The sequence below is a fragment of the Actinomadura opuntiae genome (assembly GCF_030283205.1).
In the GTDB taxonomy this organism is placed as follows: Bacteria; Actinomycetota; Actinomycetes; order Streptosporangiales; family Streptosporangiaceae; genus Spirillospora.
The window spans coordinates 21,471-36,704 of record NZ_JASNWF010000043.1; the positions used below are offsets into that span (position 1 = coordinate 21,471).

Sequence of the window (15,234 nt, forward strand, 5' to 3'; positions counted from 1 at the left end):
GGCGGAGGGCGGCCGGGTCAGGGCGCCATGGCCAGGATCGCGCCGGCGACCTGCCGGGGATGCGACACCAGCGACAGGTGATGGGCGCCGGGGACGATCGTGGGCGGCGGCGCGCCGATCCGCCGCGCCGTCTCGTAGGGGGACCTGCGGGAGAACACGTCGTCCTCCGCCCCGAACACCACCGCCTTCGGCACCCGGATCCGCGCCACCTCCGCCACCCGCGCCGCCGGCAGCCCCACCACCGCCTGCATCCGCCACACCGCGTCCTCCGCGCCCGGCATCTGGAACGGCCGCCGCCACTGCTCCACCCCCGCCCCGTCCAGGCGGGGGCAGGACGGCCCGCACTGCGCGCCGTAGATCTTCCGGATCACCCAATCCGACCGGACGACGAGCCGGGTCAGCGTCGTCCGGTACGGGTCGCGCAGCAGGAACCGCACGGTGTCGGCGCCCTCGCCGGCGCCGGTGTCGAGGGCGTCGCCGTCCAGGAACACCAGCCCGGCCGCCCGCCCCGGCGCCTTCAGCGCCGCCGCCGCGATCACCCCGGCGCCGCTGGAGTGCCCCACCAGCGTCGCCCGGTCCAGGCCCATCGCGTCCAGGAACCCCAGCAGCTGTGCGGCCTGGTGCGCGGTGTCGAACGGGCCGCGCCGCTCGCTGTAGCCCCACCCGGTCAGGTCCAGTGCGTACACGCGGTGCCCGGTCGCCAGCAGCGGCGCGACCCGCGACCAGGTGTCGGCGGACTCGAAGGCGCCGTGCACCAGCACCACCGGCGTCCCGCGCGCGCCCCACTCCCGGTACCGGGTGCGGAGCCCGTCCGCCTCGGCGAAACGGGCCCCGGCCGGCGGCCTCGCCCGTCCCGCCGTCGCCGCGTTGTAGGCGAACGAGAACACCGTGACGGCCACCAGCAGCACCACCACGGCGGCCAGCAGCCGCCGGCCCCACCTGAGCAGCCGCGAACGCCGCCGGGGGCCGGCGGGCTCCAGCGCCGTCGCGGCGGTCGCGGCCGACGCCGATGCGGACGGGTCGGGTACAGCGGTCATCGCACTCCTTCGGGGGATATCGATCATCCTCCCCGGAACGCGCGCGCTCAGGCGTCCGGCAACGGGCGCAATCTCCTCTGCTCCCGGCGCCGTACACCGGGCCCGCCGGAGCCCGCCGATCCCCTACCGAAGACGGAGGCGCATCGGCTGATGGGAGGATCCGCGCGGACCGCGCGCCGCGCTAGTGTGATCCCGATCACTGGAACCGACCCCCGGGGACGCGCATGATCGAGGCGGAGCACCTCAGCAAGCGCTACGGCGACAAGACCGCCGTGGACGACCTGTCCTTCACCGTCGTCCCCGGACGGGTGACCGGCTTCCTCGGCCCGAACGGCGCCGGGAAGTCGACCACCATGCGGCTGCTGCTCGGGCTGGACCGCCCCACCCGCGGGGACGCGCGCATCGCCGGACGGCACTACCGCGACCTGCCCGCCCCCATGCGCGTGGTCGGCGCCCTGCTGGAGGCCCGCGCCGTGCACACCGGCCGCAGCGCCTACAACCACCTGCTGTGCCTCGCCCAGACCCAGGGCATCGGCCGCCGCCGCGTCGAGGAGGTCGCCGACCTCGTCGGCCTCACCGAGGTCGCCCGCAAGCGCGCCGGCGGCTTCTCCCTCGGCATGGGGCAGCGGCTCGGCATCGCCGCCGCGCTGCTCGGCGACCCGTCCGTGCTGATCCTGGACGAGCCGGTCAACGGTCTGGACCCCGAGGGCATCGTCTGGATCCGCACCCTCATGCAGCGGCTCGCCGCGCAGGGCCGCACCGTGTTCGTCTCCAGCCACCTGATGAACGAGATGGCCGTCACCGCCGACCACCTCATCGTCATCGGCCGCGGTCGGCTCATCGCCGACTGCTCCACCGAGGAGTTCATCGAGCGCAGCACCGAGAAGATGGTGATCGTCCGCAGCCCGGACGCCGCCCGGCTCGCCGACGTGCTCGCCGCCGAGGGCGCCAAGATCACCCCGGAGGGCGACACCGTCCTCACCGTCACCCACATGGAGGCGCCGCGCGTCGGGGAGCTCGCCTCCGCCGAGCGGATCGTCCTGCACGAGCTGACCCCGCGGCGCGGCTCCCTCGAGGCGGCGTTCATGGAGCTGACCCGCGACAGCGTCGAGTACGGCACCGCCGCCGACCCGGCCGCGCCCGCCCCGCCCGCCGCGTCCGCCCCGCCCGCCATGCCGCCCGCCGCCCCAGGCGCGCCGGACGCCGCGCCCGCCGACAAGGGGGAGACCCGATGACCGCCACCGCCGAGCCCGCCGCCGCGCCGGCGGGCGACCCGGCCGGTTTCGCGCGCCCCGGCTTCGGCCGGCTGCTGATCGCCGAATGGACCAAGATCCGCTCGGTCCGCTCCACGCTGTGGTCGCTGATCCTGCTGGTCGTGCTCGACCTCGGCTTCACCGCGCTGTTCATGGGCCTCACCGTCGGCCAGTGGGACAAGACCGACCCCGGCGACCGCGCGCAGATCGCCGCCGACCCCGTCTCCACCATCCTCGGCAGCGGCTTCTTCCTCAGCCAGCTGACCATCTGCGTCCTCGGCGTGCTGGTCATCGCCTCCGAGTACTCCACCGGCATGATCCGCGCGAGCCTGCTCGCCGTGCCGCGCCGGCTGCCGATGCTGTGGGCCAAGGCCGTGGTGTTCGGGCTGATCGTCCTCGTCCTCGGTGTCGTGGTGTCGTTCGTGTCGTTCTTCATCGGCGCCGCGATCCTGCACGGCAAGGCGGACGTCTCGCTCGGCGACCCCGGCGTGCTGCGCGCCGTCATCGGCGGCGGCCTCTACCTGGCCATGCTCGGGCTGTTCGCGCTCGCGATCGGCGCGATCGTCCGGCACCCGGCCGGCGGCATCACCGGCGTCATCGGCTTCGTGCTGGTGCTCGCCCCGCTCGCCGCGCTGCTGCCCGGCAGCATCGGCGACCACGTGCACGCCTACCTGCCCTCGGAGGCCGGCCAGCTGATCGCCAAGGGGCACCAGGGCAAGGACGACCTGCTCACCCCCTGGCAGGGGTACGGGGTGTTCGCCGCCTGGACGGCCGCGCTGATGGCCGTCGCCGCGTTCCTGCTCAAGCGCCGCGACGCCTGACGCCCCACCACTCGCCGCTCACCGCGCGCAAACCACCGCCCGCCGCTCACGGCCCGTCCCCGCCGGATTCCAGCGCCGTGCGGAACCAGACGACCTTGCCGCCGGCGGTGGGATGCCAGCCGCGCGCCACCGACAGGGCCTGCACCAGCAGCAGCCCGTAGCCGTGCTCGTCGCACCGGCCGGGGGAGCGGCGCCGGGGCGGCCGCGGGTCGGCGTCCGACACCTCGCAGCGCAGCGTCCCGGCCACCGTGTCGGCCTCCAGCCGCACGTGCACGGGCGGGCGGCCGTGCATGAGGGCGTTGGCGACCAGCTCGTCGGCCAGCAGCAGCACCACGTCCGCGCCGGCCGCCTGCCCCCATTCGCCCAGCACCTCGCGGATCCGGACGCGGACCGCGGCGACCTGCGCGGGATCGTCGGGGACCGGCCACCCCGTGGTGGTGCGCACGGTCTCACCTCTGTACGGCGGTGGGACGGGGGAGCGGGCGCCGCCGGCGGTCGGGGCGGCCCGGCGGGCCCGGCGCCGCCGCGCGGGGAGCGGGGCCGTGATCCCGTACCGACACGGTAACGCCGTCCCGCCCGGATCGGCCAGAAAGTTCCGGAACCCGCACCGGCGGGTCAGGTGGTCACCGCCCCGCGCCCCGCCGCGTCCCGACCGCTCCGAAGAAACGTTGCACCGTGCAAAGGTCGCGGCTACCCTGTTGGTCAAACGCTTTAAGCAAATGACCAAAACCGGGGAGGCGGGATGGCGTCCGGCGAGGTGCCGACGCGGGTGCGGCTGCTGGAGGCGGCCGTCGCGGTGATGGCCGAGAGCGGCTGGGCGGCGGTGACCTCGCGCGCCGTCGCCGAGCGGGCCGAGGCCAACAACGCGCTCGTGCACTACTACTTCGGCTCGGTGGACGCGCTGCGCCGCGCCGCCGTCATGCACGGGATCGAGCGGGAGCTGGAGGGACCGGTCAACGCGATCCTGCAGGCCCCGGACGTGCTGGACGGCGTGGAGCAGGCCGTCGCCGTGCTCACCGCGAGCGGCGGCGGGCCCGGGCAGCGCGTCATGGCCGAGGCGCTGGTGGCCGGGCTGCGCGACGCGGAGCTGCGCGAGCAGAGCGCCGTCCAGCTCCGGATGTTCCGGGACCTGGTGGCGGCCCGGCTCACCGCCGACCGCGACGCCGGGCGGCTGCGCCCCGACGCCGACCCCGCCGGGCTGGCCGTCGTCATCGCCGCGCTGCTGGACGGGCTGCTCCTGCACGCCCTGATGGACCCGGCGACCGACGCGGCCGGCGCGGCGGCGTCCGTCACCGCGCTCCTGCGCGCCGCCGCCCCACCCGCCGGACCGGCGGACCACCCCCAGGCCGACCGAGGAGACGATGGAGATGCGGCACGACAGTGACCAGGCCCCGGCATCCGAGCGAGGGACCGCACCCCGGCGCGGCCCCGCGACCGGGCGGGACGGCACCGGGAAACGTCCCGCAGTGGTGCTGCGCGGTGCGTCCAAGACCTACGGCAGGGGCCGCGCCGAGGTGCACGCGCTGCGCGAGGCCGACCTGGAGGTGCCCGAGGGCGAGCTGGTCGTGCTGCTCGGCCCGTCCGGGTCGGGCAAGACGACCCTGCTGAACCTCATCGGCGGGATCGAACCGCCGAGCGCCGGCGAGGTCCTCGCCGGCGGGCGCGACCTGTCGCGGCTGGACGAGGACGGCCGCACCGCCTACCGGCGCGACACCGTCGGGTTCGTGTTCCAGTTCTTCAACCTCGTGCCGTCGCTGACCGCGCTGGAGAACGTCCGGCTCGTCGCCGAGCTGACCGGCCGCGGCGACCGCGAGCGGTCCGCCGCCGCGCTCGCCGCCGTCGGCCTCGACGAGCGCGGGAGCCACTTCCCCGCGCAGCTGTCGGGCGGCGAGCAGCAGCGCGTCGCGATCGCCCGCGCCATCGCCAAGGACCCGGCGCTGCTGCTGTGCGACGAGCCGACCGGCGCCCTGGACCTGGACACCGGACGCGGCGTGCTGCGCGTCCTGCAGGACCTCAACGGGGAGGGGCGCACCGTCCTGATCGTCACCCACAACGCCGCGATCGCCGCCATGGCCCACCGCGTCGTGCGGATGCGGTCCGGCCGCATCGTCGAGGTCGCCGAGAACGCGGCGCCCGCGCCCGCCGAGGAGGTGACCTGGTGAGCGTGCTGACCGTCAAGCTCGGCCGGGACCTGCGGCGACGCCCCGCGCAGCTGGTGTCGGTCGTCGTGCTGGTGATGCTCGGCGTCGCGCTGTTCGGCGCGTCCTACGACGCCTACAAGAACCTCGACTCCGGCTACCGGCGGCTCTTCGAGAAGTACCGGTTCGCCGACCTGACGGTGTCGGGCGGCGACACCGCCGCGATTGCCCGCACCGCCGCAGCCGAACCCGGCGTCGCCGCGACCGCCGTCCGCACCGTCGCCGACGTGCCGATGCGCATGCCCGGCGGCGGCACCCTCGTCGGCCGCGTCGTCGGCATGCCCGCCGGCTCGCAGCCCGCCGTCGACCGGGTGAAGGTGATCGAGGGCCGGTACCTGGACGCCTCCGCGCCCACCGGCGTCCTCGCCGAGAAGCACATCGCCGGCCACGCACGCCTCACGCCCGGCGCCGAGGTGGCGGTGTGGCACGGCGGGTCCTGGCAGCGGCTGGACGTGCGCGGCACCGCCTCGTCCACCGAATACCTGTGGCCCGCCGCGAGCCGCCAGGACGCGCTGCCCGCGCCCGGCTCGTTCGGCGTGCTGTTCGTCCCGGAGCCGCTCGCCGAGAAGATCGCCGGCACGAGCGCGCCGAACCAGGTCACCGTCTACTACACCGACAAGGGGCGCGGCGGTGCGAGCAGGCTGGACGCGACGCTCACCGCCGCCGTCCGCGGCCACGGCGCGGGCGCCGTCGTCACCCGCGCCGACCAGCCCAGCAACGCCACCCTCGCCGAGGACATCAAGGGCTTCGCCGAACTCGCCGTGCTGTTCCCCCTGCTGTTCCTGGCCGCCGCCGGCGTCGCGGTCTACGTCGTGCTGACCCGCCGGGTCGCCCGCGACCGCGCCGTCATCGGCACGCTGCGCGCCAGCGGGTTCCGCCGCCGCACCCTCGTCGCCCACTACCTGGCGACCGGCCTCGCGGCCGGGCTCGCCGGCGCGGTCCCCGGCGTCGCCGCCGGGGTGCTGCTCGCCGGCACCGTCACCCGGCTGTACGGCGACGCGATCGGCTTGCCCGAGACGTTCGTGTCCGTGCGCGCTGCGACCGTCGCCGGCGGGCTCGGCTACGGGCTGGCCGCGGGCGCGCTCGCCGCCCTGGCCCCCGCGCTGTCGGCCGCCCGCGTCCCGCCCGCCGAGGCGATGCGGGGCCTCGTCCCCTCCGCCGGGGGACGGGGCGTCCTCACCCGGCTCGGCGGGCTCGGACGCCTGGGCCGGCTCGGGCGCCTTCGACGCATCGGGCGCGCCGTTCCCGCGGGAGCGTGGCTGGTGCTGCGCGGTCCGGCGCGCCAGTTCCGCCGGACGCTCTACACGATGGCCGGGGTCGTCCTCGCGCTCGTGCTGATCCTGGTGTCCTGGGGGATGCTCGACTCGTCCAAGGCGACGGTGTCGCGGCAGTTCGACCAGGTGCAGCGGCAGGACGCCGAACTGACCCTCGCCGGGCCCGCCGGCCCGGCCGCCCTCGCCGCGATGTCGGCGACCCCCGGCGTCCGCGCCGCCGAACCGTCCGCGCAGGTGCGGGCCACCGTCACCGCCGGCGGGAAGGCGTACTCGACCGCGCTCGTCGGGTTCCGGCCCGGCACCGGCATGCACCGCTTCCTCACCCCCGGCGGCGGCGCCCGCCCGCTCCCGCCGAACGGCGTGCTGCTCGGCGAGGCGATGCGCGGCCGGCTCGGCGTCACCGTCGGCGACCGCGTCACGCTGCGGCTGCCCGGCGGACGCACCGCCGCCACCACCGTCGCCGGATTCGTCGACGAACCCCTCGGCACCTACGCCTACGCCTCCCTGGCCCAGGTCGACGCCTGGGCGCCCGGCACCGCCGCCGGCCCCGGAAGCGGCGGGCGCCGCGACACCGCGCTCGTCCGGTTCGCCCCCGGCGCCGACCGCGCCGCCGTCGAACACGCCCTGTCGGCCCGGCCCGGCGTCGTCGCCTACACCGACGCGCACGCGCTCAAGCACACGATGGACGGCTACATGAAGCTGTTCTACGTCTTCGTCGCCGTCATGCTGGCGTTCGGCGGCCTGCTCGCCTTCACCGTCCTGTTCGCCACCCTGTCGGTGAACCTCGCCGAACGCGGCACCGAACTGGCCACCCTGCGCGCCGCCGGCGTCGGCCGCCGCCGGCTCGCCCGCCTCGTCACCACCGAGAACCTGCTGGTCGTCGCGCTCGGCGCCGTCCCCGGCCTGGTCATCGGACGGCTCGCCACCGGCGCGTTCCTCGGCGCGTTCAACAGCGACCTGCTGGCCTTCCACGCCGACATCCGGCCCGCCACGTTCGCCTGGTCGGCGCTCGCCGTCCTCGCGGTCGCCTTCCTCGCCCAGCGGCCCGGCCTGCGCTCCCTCGCCCGCCGGAACCTGGGCGCGCTCGTCCGCGAACGCTCCGGCTGAACCCGCCCGCACACTGCGCGGCGCCCGCGCGGAACCGTTCCGCGCGGGCGCCGCCCGACCGCCGCCGCTCTGACCGGCCGGGTCAGGCGTAGACGCCGTCCACCCAGCTCTGCCACGCCTTGCGCGTCGCCTCCTCGTCACCGGACGCGCCGGGCGCGAAGCGGTGCAGCGCGATCCCCACCGGCGCGCCCCACGCGTCGCGGCCGAAGAACCGGTACATCGCGTCATCGGTGCGCAGGCCGAGGAAGTGGTCGTTGCGGAAGTCGACCACCGCGTCGGTCGCCCCGGCGCCCGGCAGGTCCACCCGCACCCGGTTGCCCTCGGACGCGCCGTCCGCCGCGGACGTCCCCAGACCGAGCGCCCGGCCCACCGCCGCGAATGCGCCCTTCGCCGCGGACGCCGCCGGGCCCTGCACGTCGGTGTGCACCGCCGGCCGGCCCGCGAAGTGCGTCAGGTACTGCCGCAGCGTGTGTAGGTAGAAGTCGGTGTGCCTGTTCGCGCCGTCGTACTGGTCGTCCCAGTTCTCCACGAAGATCCCGCTGTGCACGTAGCGGACCCACGACCGGCCGCCCTCGCGCGGCTCGATCAGGTGGTCGAGCTGGTTGAGCGCCTGCCCGACCGCCTTCAGCTCCTCCGGCGACTCCGACCGGGCGACCAGCCGGTGCGGCGGGTCCCAGACGGTCAGCGTGGCGCCGAAGCCCGCCGCGCCGCCCTCGCGCGGCTCGTACTCGGTCGGCCACAGCCACCCGGCGGTGTTCACTGTGATCGCGTCCCACACCCGCTCCGGCGCCGCGTCCACCTCGAACTCGCGGACGATCTCGAATTCCTTCGCCATGACCTGCTCCTCGCCTTCCGCGCCCTCGCGCGTCCCGTTCCGTTCGTGTGCGCCGTGCCGCCGCGCGGCGGCCGATGATCCTCAGGGCTCGAGCGAGCCGTCCCCGCCCGGCTCGACGCCCGGCCGCCCGGCGGTGTCCGCCTTGAGCGAGGGGTGCAGCGCGATGACGACCCGGTGGTCCCGGCCGCCCTCCGCCGAGGCGTCGTGGTACTTGCGCACCAGCGCGCCGACGCCGGCCGTCAGCTCCTCGACGAACGCCGCCCGGTCGGCGGCCGAGGCGAACCGCACCTCCCCGTCCAGCGCGTAGGTGGCGAGCCGCTTGTTCGCCCGCTCCGCGCCGGTGATGAGCGCGCCCACGTCGCGGACCAGCCGCGCCGCCAGCGCCAGCAGCCAGCGCGCCGACAGGGCGTCGCGGTGGCGGTCCGGGTCGGGCTGCAACCCGGGCAGCGCCAGCGGCGAGATGACGTAGGACGCAGCCGTCGCCCGCATCAGCCGTTCGGTCATGTTGCCCTTGCGGCGCTCCTCGACCAGCTCGACCAGCCCGTGCCGCTCCAGCGCCCGCAGGTGGTAGTTCACCTTCTGCCGCGGCAGCCCGACCCGCGCCGCCAGCGCCGCCGCCGACAGCGGCTCGGCCAGCTCGGCCAGCAGCCGCGCGCGCATCGGGTCCAGCGACGCGGCCGCCGCCGCGGACTCCTCGATCACCGTCACGTCCAGCATGCGTCCATCATGGCCACCGACAAGTGCAATTGTCAAGAAAAATGAATTTGTCGGTGCGCGGGTTAGCCTGAGCCGATGAACCTCATCCCGGCTCCCCGCGGCATCGAGCGGACCGGCGGCACCGGCCCCTGGACCGGCGAGGTCCGCGCCCGCACCGACGCGTCCCTGCCCCCGGAGGGCTACCGGCTCGCCGTCGGGCCGGACGGGGCGGACATCACCGGCGGCACCGAGGCGGGCGTGTCCTGGGCGCGCCAGACGCTCCGCCAGCTGCTCGGCCCGGACGCGTTCCGCCGCGCCCCCGTCGACCGGACGGTCCCCGACGTCCCGTTCGCGGTGATCGAGGACGCGCCGCGCTTCGCCTGGCGCGGCCTCATGCTCGACGTCGCCCGGCACTTCCTGCCCAAGGACGACGTGCTGCGCTACCTCGACCTGATGGCCGTGCACAAGCTGAACGTCCTGCACCTGCACCTCACCGACGACCAGGGATGGCGGATCGAGATCGAGCGCCACCCCCGGCTCACCGAGGTCGGCGCGTGGCGGCGCAGGACCCGGCTCGGCTGGGGCGAGCCGCCCCGCTGGGACGAGCGACCGCACGGCGGCTTCTACAGCCGCGACGACCTGCGCGAGATCGTCGCCTACGCCGCGGCCCGCCACATCACCGTGGTCCCGGAGATCGACGTGCCCGGCCACTCGCAGGCCGCCATCGCCGCCTACCCCGACCTCGGCAACACCGACGTCATCGACACGAGCGCGCTGGAGGTCGGGACCGCCTGGGGCGTCTGCCCCAACGTGCTCGCCCCCACCGACCGGGTGCTGCGCTTCTACGAGGAGGTGCTGGAGGAGGTCCTGGAGATCTTCCCCGGCCGGTTCGTGCACCTCGGCGGCGACGAGTGCCCCAAGGACCAGTGGCGGCGCTCGCCCGCCGCGCAGGCCCGCATCGCCGCCGAGGGCCTGGACGGCGAGGACGGCCTCCAATCCTGGTTCATCGGCCACTTCGACCGGTGGCTCACCGCCCGCGGACGCCGCCTGATCGGCTGGGACGAGATCCTCGAGGGCGGCCTCGCCGAGGGCGCGGCGGTGACGTCCTGGCGCGGCTACGCCGCCGGGATCGCCGCCGCGAAGGCGGGCCACGACGTCGTCATGTGCCCCCGCCAGCACGTGTACCTGGACTACCGGCAGGCGCCCGGCGACGACGAGCCCGTCCCGCTCGGCTGGGTCCGCACGCTCGCCGACGTGTACCGGTTCGACCCCGTCCCGCCCGCGCTGGCCGGCACCCCGCACGCCGCCCGAGTCCTCGGCGCGCAGGCCAACATGTGGACCGAGCTGACCGAGTCCCGCGACCGCGTCGACTACCAGCTGTTCCCCCGGCTGTGCGCGTTCGCCGAGACCGTCTGGTCGGACCTGCCGCCGCCCGCCGAACGCGACGCCGCCGGCTTCCTGCGCCGGATGGACGCCGCGCACTACGCCCGGCTGGACGCCCTCGGCGTCGCCTACCGGCCGCCGGACGGCCCGCGCCCCTGGCAGCGGCGGCCCGGCATCGGCGGCCGGGTCAAGCACGGCCCGCCGCCCCAGGAGTGATCGACACCCCGGGTCAGCGGCGCGTTCCTGGGTACTCACCCCCCACGTACGCCGGTGCGCGGAGGGAGGACACGGTGGCAGGCACGGGGGGACGGCACTCGCTGCCCAAGGCGCTGCGCGACTACGCACTGATCGCCGACGGGGAGCGCGGCGTCCTGGTCGGGCCGCACGGCGAGTTCGCCTGGATGTGCTTCCCCGCCTGGGACTCGCCCGCCGCGTTCTGCGGCCTGCTCGGCGGTCCCGGCGACTACGTCGTCCAGCCCGTCTCCGAACGCTGGGTGTGGGGCGGCTACTACGAGGACCGCGGGCTCATCTGGCACAGCCGGTGGGTGACCGGCGACGGCGGCATGGTCGAGTGCCGCGAGGCCCTCGCCCGCCCGGCTGGCCGCGACCGCGCCGTCGTGCTGCGCCGCTGCCGGGCCGTGCGCGGCCGGGTCCGGATGCGCGTCCTGCTGGACGTGCGGGCCGGCGAGCGCGCCGAGCGGATGCGGGACCTGCACCACCACGGCGCCGAGTGGACGGCCCGCAGCGGCACCGCCCGGATCCGCTGGCGCGGCGGCGACGAGGCGGTCGTGCGGGAGAACGCCGACGGCGGGCCCGTCCTCGCCCTCACCTTCGACCTCGCCGAGGGTGAGACCCGCGACCTGGTGCTGGAGATCGCCGAGGGCACCGCCGAGGGCCCCCTGGACGCCGCCGCGCTCTGGGACGCCACCGAACGCAGCTGGCGCGAGGCGGTCCCGTCCTGCACCGACACCATCGCCCCGCGCGACGCGCGGCTGGCCTACTCGGTGCTCACCGGGCTCACCAGCGCGAGCGGCGGCATGGTCGCGGCCGCGACGACCGCACTGCCCGAACGCGCCGACGAGGGCCGCAACTTCGACTACCGGTACGCCTGGATCCGCGACCAGTGCTTCGCCGGACGCGCCGTCGCCGTGCACGGCGGGCCGCCGCACCTGCTGCGCAACGCCGCCGAGTTCGTCACCGCCCGCGTCCTGGCCGACGGCGACCGCCTCAAACCCGCCTACACCGTCGCCGGCGGCGACATCCCCGAGCAGCGCGAGGCCGACCTGCCCGGCTACCCCGGCGCCACCGCCGTCACCGGCAACCGCGCGAGCGAGCAGTTCCAACTCGACGCGCTCGGCGAGTCGCTGCTGCTCCTCGCGGTGGCCGCCGAGCGCGAGCCGCCCGGCGCCGACCAGGTGAAGGCCGCCCGCGTCGCCGCCGACGCGGTCGCCCGCCGCTGGCGGGAACCGGAGGCCGGCATCTGGGAGACCCACGACGACCTGTGGACCCACTCGCGGCTCAGCTGCGTCGCGGGCCTGCGCCAGGCCGCCCGCTACCTGGCCGGCCCGGCGGAGGCGGCCGCGTGGAACGGCCTCGCCGACACCATCCTCGACGAGACCACCCGCACCTCCCTCACCGCAGGCGGGCGGTGGAAGCGCGCCCCCGGCGACGAGCGTGTGGACGCCGCGCTGCTCATCCCGCCGCTGCGCGGCTGCCTGCCCGACGACGACCCGCGCACCGTCGCGACCCTCCAGGCCGTCCGGTCCGAGCTCGTCCAGGAGGGCTTCGTCTACCGGTACCGGGTCGGCGACGAACCGCTCGGCGTCGCCGAGGGCGCCTTCTCCCTGTGCGGCTTCTTCCTCGCCCTCGCCGAGCACCGCCAGGGCGAGACCGCCCGCGCCCTCGCCACCTTCGAGCGGACCCGGTCCGGGTGCGCCACCAGCGGGCTGTTCTCCGAGGAGTACGACGTCCAGCAGCGGCAGCTGCGCGGCAACATCCCGCAGGCGTTCGTGCACGCGCTGCTGCTGGAGTCCGCCGCCCGCCTGCCCGGCTGAGACGCCCCGGACCGGGGCGGCCGTCAGGCGTCGGCGGGGGCGGCCGCGACCTTCACGCGGGCGGCGCGGTTGCGGGTCTCCACCCCGAAGGCGGCGACGACCAGGATCGCGAGCAGCAGCGGGACGGCGCCGAGCAGCGCGGTCGTGTTGATGGACGGCACCGTCGCGCCCACCACCAGCACGATCGTGACGGCCACCCCGCCGAGCTTGCCGACACCCGCCGACAGGCCCGAGCCGCGCGAGCGGATCCGCGTCGGATAGATCTCCGAGCTGTAGGCCGCCAGCACCGCGGCGATCGTGGCGGTCCCGACGATCGGGCCGGCCAGCAGCACGTACAGCCAGAAGCGGTCGTGGGCGAGGGACTCGCCGGAGAACGAGAACGCCACCAGCGCCGCCGCGGTCAGCGCGGTCAGCACGATGATCGTCTTCTTGGCGCTCCACAGCCCGTACATCGCGGCGGCGATGAACACCAGCGGCAGCCCCAGCAGCGAGGAGTCGCGCAGCGCCGCGTCGGCCGTCTTCTGCGCCAGCCCGAGCTTCTGCAGGTTGGACGGGATCCACAGCTGGAACCCGTAGGTCACCAGCCCGATGCCGAGCCCCAGCACCACCACCGCGGCGCTGAGCCCGGCGAAGGGCGGCCGGAACAGCGGGGTGAAGCCCGCACCGTGCGCGGCCTCCTTCCGCTCCTCGGCGGGGACCGCCTCCGCGACGGCCGCCGCGCCCGCCGCCGCGGGCGTCCCCGCGCCCGGCTCGGCGGCGGGCACCGGAGCGGTCACCGGTGCCGTCTCCGCGCCGGGCCGCTCGCCGGCGGTGTCCTCGATGGCGCCGTACCGGGTCATGATCGCGCGGGCCTCGTCCTCGCGGCCGTGGGCGAGCAGGAACCGCGGCGACTCGGGGATCCAGTGGTTGAGCGCGATGAGCAGCACGCCGGTCGGCATCCCCAGCAGCCACAGGATCCGCCAGGAGTAGTGCGGCACCAGCGCCGACGACAGCGAGCTCGTGATGGCGTAGGCCAGTGCCAGGTTCCCGCCGATCAGCACCATCACCCAGCCGCGGTGCCGGCCCGGGATCATCTCCGCCAGCAGCGAGAAGGTGATCGGCAGCATCCCGCCCGCCGCCAGCCCCATCAGCAGGCACATCGCCAGGTTCCAGCCGAACGACGGCATCGCCCCGCACACCGCGGTGGTCACGAACATGACCCCGGCCAGCAGGATCGACGAGCGCCGCCCGATGTGGTCGCCCAGCCACCCCCACAGGAACGACCCGGCGACCGTCCCGGTCAGGCCGAACAGCGGCAGCAGCGCCACCGGCCAGTGCCCGCCGGGGTTCAGGGCCGACTTCAGCCCGTACTCCTTGCCCATCCCCGGCGCCACGAACGACAGCGTGATCGGCTTCATCGCGTCGATCGTCACCGCCGTCGTCATGACGATGACGAGCCCGATGTGCGCCCGCCGGAACGGCGCGTCGTAGGCCGCGCGAACGCGCACCTCGCCGTCCCGTCGGGACGCCGCCAGACCGCGCGGGACCAGCCCGTAGGCGGTCAGCGCCAGGCCGACCACGATGAGCGCCATTCCGGTGAGCATCGGGGCGTCCATCGCCATGCCGCGCATGTGGTAGTGCATGTCCGCCGAGTCGATGTACATCGGCAGATGCAGCGCCACACCCGCGACGCAGGCGATGAACCCGGTCCAGAAGGCGGGCGGATGGGCGAAGGTGATGCCGCCCATGGGCCGTGTTCGCATCGGTGTCCTTTCGGGGGGACGCGGCCGGAGCGCCGGCCGCGGTCGAAGGCGGCGTCAGGCGGGTGACCCGCGCCGGGAACCATGGTCGTCAAGCCGGATGGGGCCGTGGGGCGCGCGTCCGGTCCCGGCCATCGCGCTCACACCTTCCGGTTGGACTCGAAGCGGAACGTCCGGGCCAGCCCGACCCGGACGGTCGCGCCGGGCGCCAGCTCGACGGGGGTGTCGGGCGGCAGCCGGACGAACTCGCCGCCGCCCGGCGCGCGCACCGCCGTGCCGTTGGCCGAGCCGAGGTCGACGACGTTGACCTGCCACTGCTCCAGCCGGACCAGGACGTGCCGGCGGGAGATCGACTCCTCGGCGTCGGTCATCCGCAGCGGATGCGCGCGGCCCTCGGCGACCTCCGGAGCCCGCTCGGGCCGCCGGCCGACCAGCTGGTCGTCCTCCAGCGGGACCGTCTGCCCGTCGTCCAGCAGCAGCACGCCGAGCGGCGGCCGCGGCCCGTGGAACGGCGACAGCGTGAGCTGCAGCATCGAGATGCCGCAGACCGCGCAGTAGTGCGCGCGCGGATCGTTGAAGTGCTCGTTCTTGCAGTTGACGCCGAGGACCTGCGGTCCGCCCGGACGCCGCTTGGGATGGCGCCGGATGAGGCTGACCTTCTCCTCCGACGCACCCTCGGAGGCGGCCGGCGGCGTGCCGTCCACCGGCGTCGGCGGAAGCGGCGCCCGCTCCACCGCCCGCTCCACCGCCCGCTCCACCGCCGTCGCCGGGGCCGGCGCGACCGGCGCCGGCCGGGCGGGCGCGGGCGCCTCGGGGATCGGCAGGCCCGGGGGAGCG

At 75.6% G+C, this 15,234-nt stretch carries 13 protein-coding genes; 7 read left to right on the forward strand and 6 right to left on the reverse strand.

The window, feature by feature from the left end; translation table 11 throughout:
• Nucleotides 1-17: 17 nt before the first annotated feature.
• Nucleotides 18-1,037: an alpha/beta fold hydrolase gene (locus tag QP089_RS47395; protein ID WP_285921193.1), complete on the reverse strand. Its 1,020-nt coding sequence runs from the start codon at nt 1,035-1,037 to the stop codon at nt 18-20.
• 224 nt (nt 1,038-1,261) lie between these two features.
• Here QP089_RS47395 and QP089_RS47400 point away from each other — a divergent pair, with 224 nt between their 5' ends.
• Both QP089_RS47400 and QP089_RS47405 read left to right on the forward strand, forming a co-directional pair.
• A complete protein-coding gene (locus QP089_RS47400) occupies nt 1,262-2,272 on the forward strand; it encodes an ABC transporter ATP-binding protein (RefSeq protein WP_285921194.1) in 1,011 nt (336 codons plus the stop codon).
• Nucleotides 2,269-3,111 carry an ABC transporter permease gene (locus QP089_RS47405; protein ID WP_285921195.1) on the forward strand — a complete coding sequence of 281 codons (843 nt, stop codon included), beginning with the start codon at nt 2,269-2,271 and terminating at the stop codon, nt 3,109-3,111. The genes QP089_RS47400 and QP089_RS47405 overlap by 4 nt, the downstream gene beginning before the upstream one ends.
• Before the next feature lie 46 nt (nt 3,112-3,157).
• Here QP089_RS47405 and QP089_RS47410 read toward each other — a convergent pair whose 3' ends face one another.
• Complete coding sequence (locus QP089_RS47410; RefSeq protein WP_285921196.1) at nt 3,158-3,556, reverse strand: ATP-binding protein; 399 nt, start codon at nt 3,554-3,556, stop codon at nt 3,158-3,160.
• 297 nt (nt 3,557-3,853) lie between these two features.
• Between QP089_RS47410 and QP089_RS47415 the strand changes: the two genes are divergently transcribed.
• From QP089_RS47415 to QP089_RS47425, 3 genes are read left to right on the forward strand one after another with little or no spacing between them, the layout of a single operon-like run.
• Nucleotides 3,854-4,495 carry a TetR/AcrR family transcriptional regulator gene (locus tag QP089_RS47415; RefSeq protein ID WP_285921197.1) on the forward strand — a complete coding sequence of 214 codons (642 nt, stop codon included), beginning with the start codon at nt 3,854-3,856 and terminating at the stop codon, nt 4,493-4,495.
• Complete coding sequence (locus QP089_RS47420; protein WP_285921198.1) at nt 4,479-5,273, forward strand: ABC transporter ATP-binding protein; 795 nt, start codon at nt 4,479-4,481, stop codon at nt 5,271-5,273. Before QP089_RS47415 ends, QP089_RS47420 begins: the two co-directional genes overlap by 17 nt.
• Nucleotides 5,270-7,690 (forward strand): ABC transporter permease, encoded by a 2,421-nt coding sequence (locus QP089_RS47425; RefSeq protein WP_285921199.1) that lies wholly within the window; start codon nt 5,270-5,272, stop codon nt 7,688-7,690. Before QP089_RS47420 ends, QP089_RS47425 begins: the two co-directional genes overlap by 4 nt.
• Before the next feature lie 82 nt (nt 7,691-7,772).
• Here the strand turns inward: QP089_RS47425 and QP089_RS47430 are convergent, their stop codons facing one another.
• Nucleotides 7,773-8,525, reverse strand: coding sequence for an SRPBCC family protein (locus tag QP089_RS47430; protein ID WP_285921200.1), 753 nt, complete (start codon nt 8,523-8,525; stop codon nt 7,773-7,775).
• An 81-nt stretch (nt 8,526-8,606) separates the two neighbouring features.
• Nucleotides 8,607-9,242 carry an ArsR/SmtB family transcription factor gene (locus QP089_RS47435; protein WP_285921201.1) on the reverse strand — a complete coding sequence of 212 codons (636 nt, stop codon included), beginning with the start codon at nt 9,240-9,242 and terminating at the stop codon, nt 8,607-8,609.
• 75 nt (nt 9,243-9,317) lie between these two features.
• Between QP089_RS47435 and QP089_RS47440 the strand changes: the two genes are divergently transcribed.
• Both QP089_RS47440 and QP089_RS47445 read left to right on the forward strand, forming a co-directional pair.
• A complete protein-coding gene (locus tag QP089_RS47440; RefSeq protein WP_285921202.1) occupies nt 9,318-10,820 on the forward strand; it encodes a beta-N-acetylhexosaminidase in 1,503 nt (500 codons plus the stop codon).
• 74 nt (nt 10,821-10,894) lie between these two features.
• Nucleotides 10,895-12,658 carry a glycoside hydrolase family 15 protein gene (locus tag QP089_RS47445; RefSeq protein ID WP_285921203.1) on the forward strand — a complete coding sequence of 588 codons (1,764 nt, stop codon included), beginning with the start codon at nt 10,895-10,897 and terminating at the stop codon, nt 12,656-12,658.
• Nucleotides 12,659-12,681: 23 nt separating this feature from the next.
• Here the strand turns inward: QP089_RS47445 and QP089_RS47450 are convergent, their stop codons facing one another.
• Both QP089_RS47450 and QP089_RS47455 read right to left on the reverse strand, forming a co-directional pair.
• Complete coding sequence (locus tag QP089_RS47450; RefSeq protein ID WP_285921204.1) at nt 12,682-14,400, reverse strand: MFS transporter; 1,719 nt, start codon at nt 14,398-14,400, stop codon at nt 12,682-12,684.
• A 137-nt stretch (nt 14,401-14,537) separates the two neighbouring features.
• Nucleotides 14,538-15,234: FHA domain-containing protein (locus QP089_RS47455; protein ID WP_285921205.1), on the reverse strand; the 697-nt coding region annotated here is incomplete at its 5' end.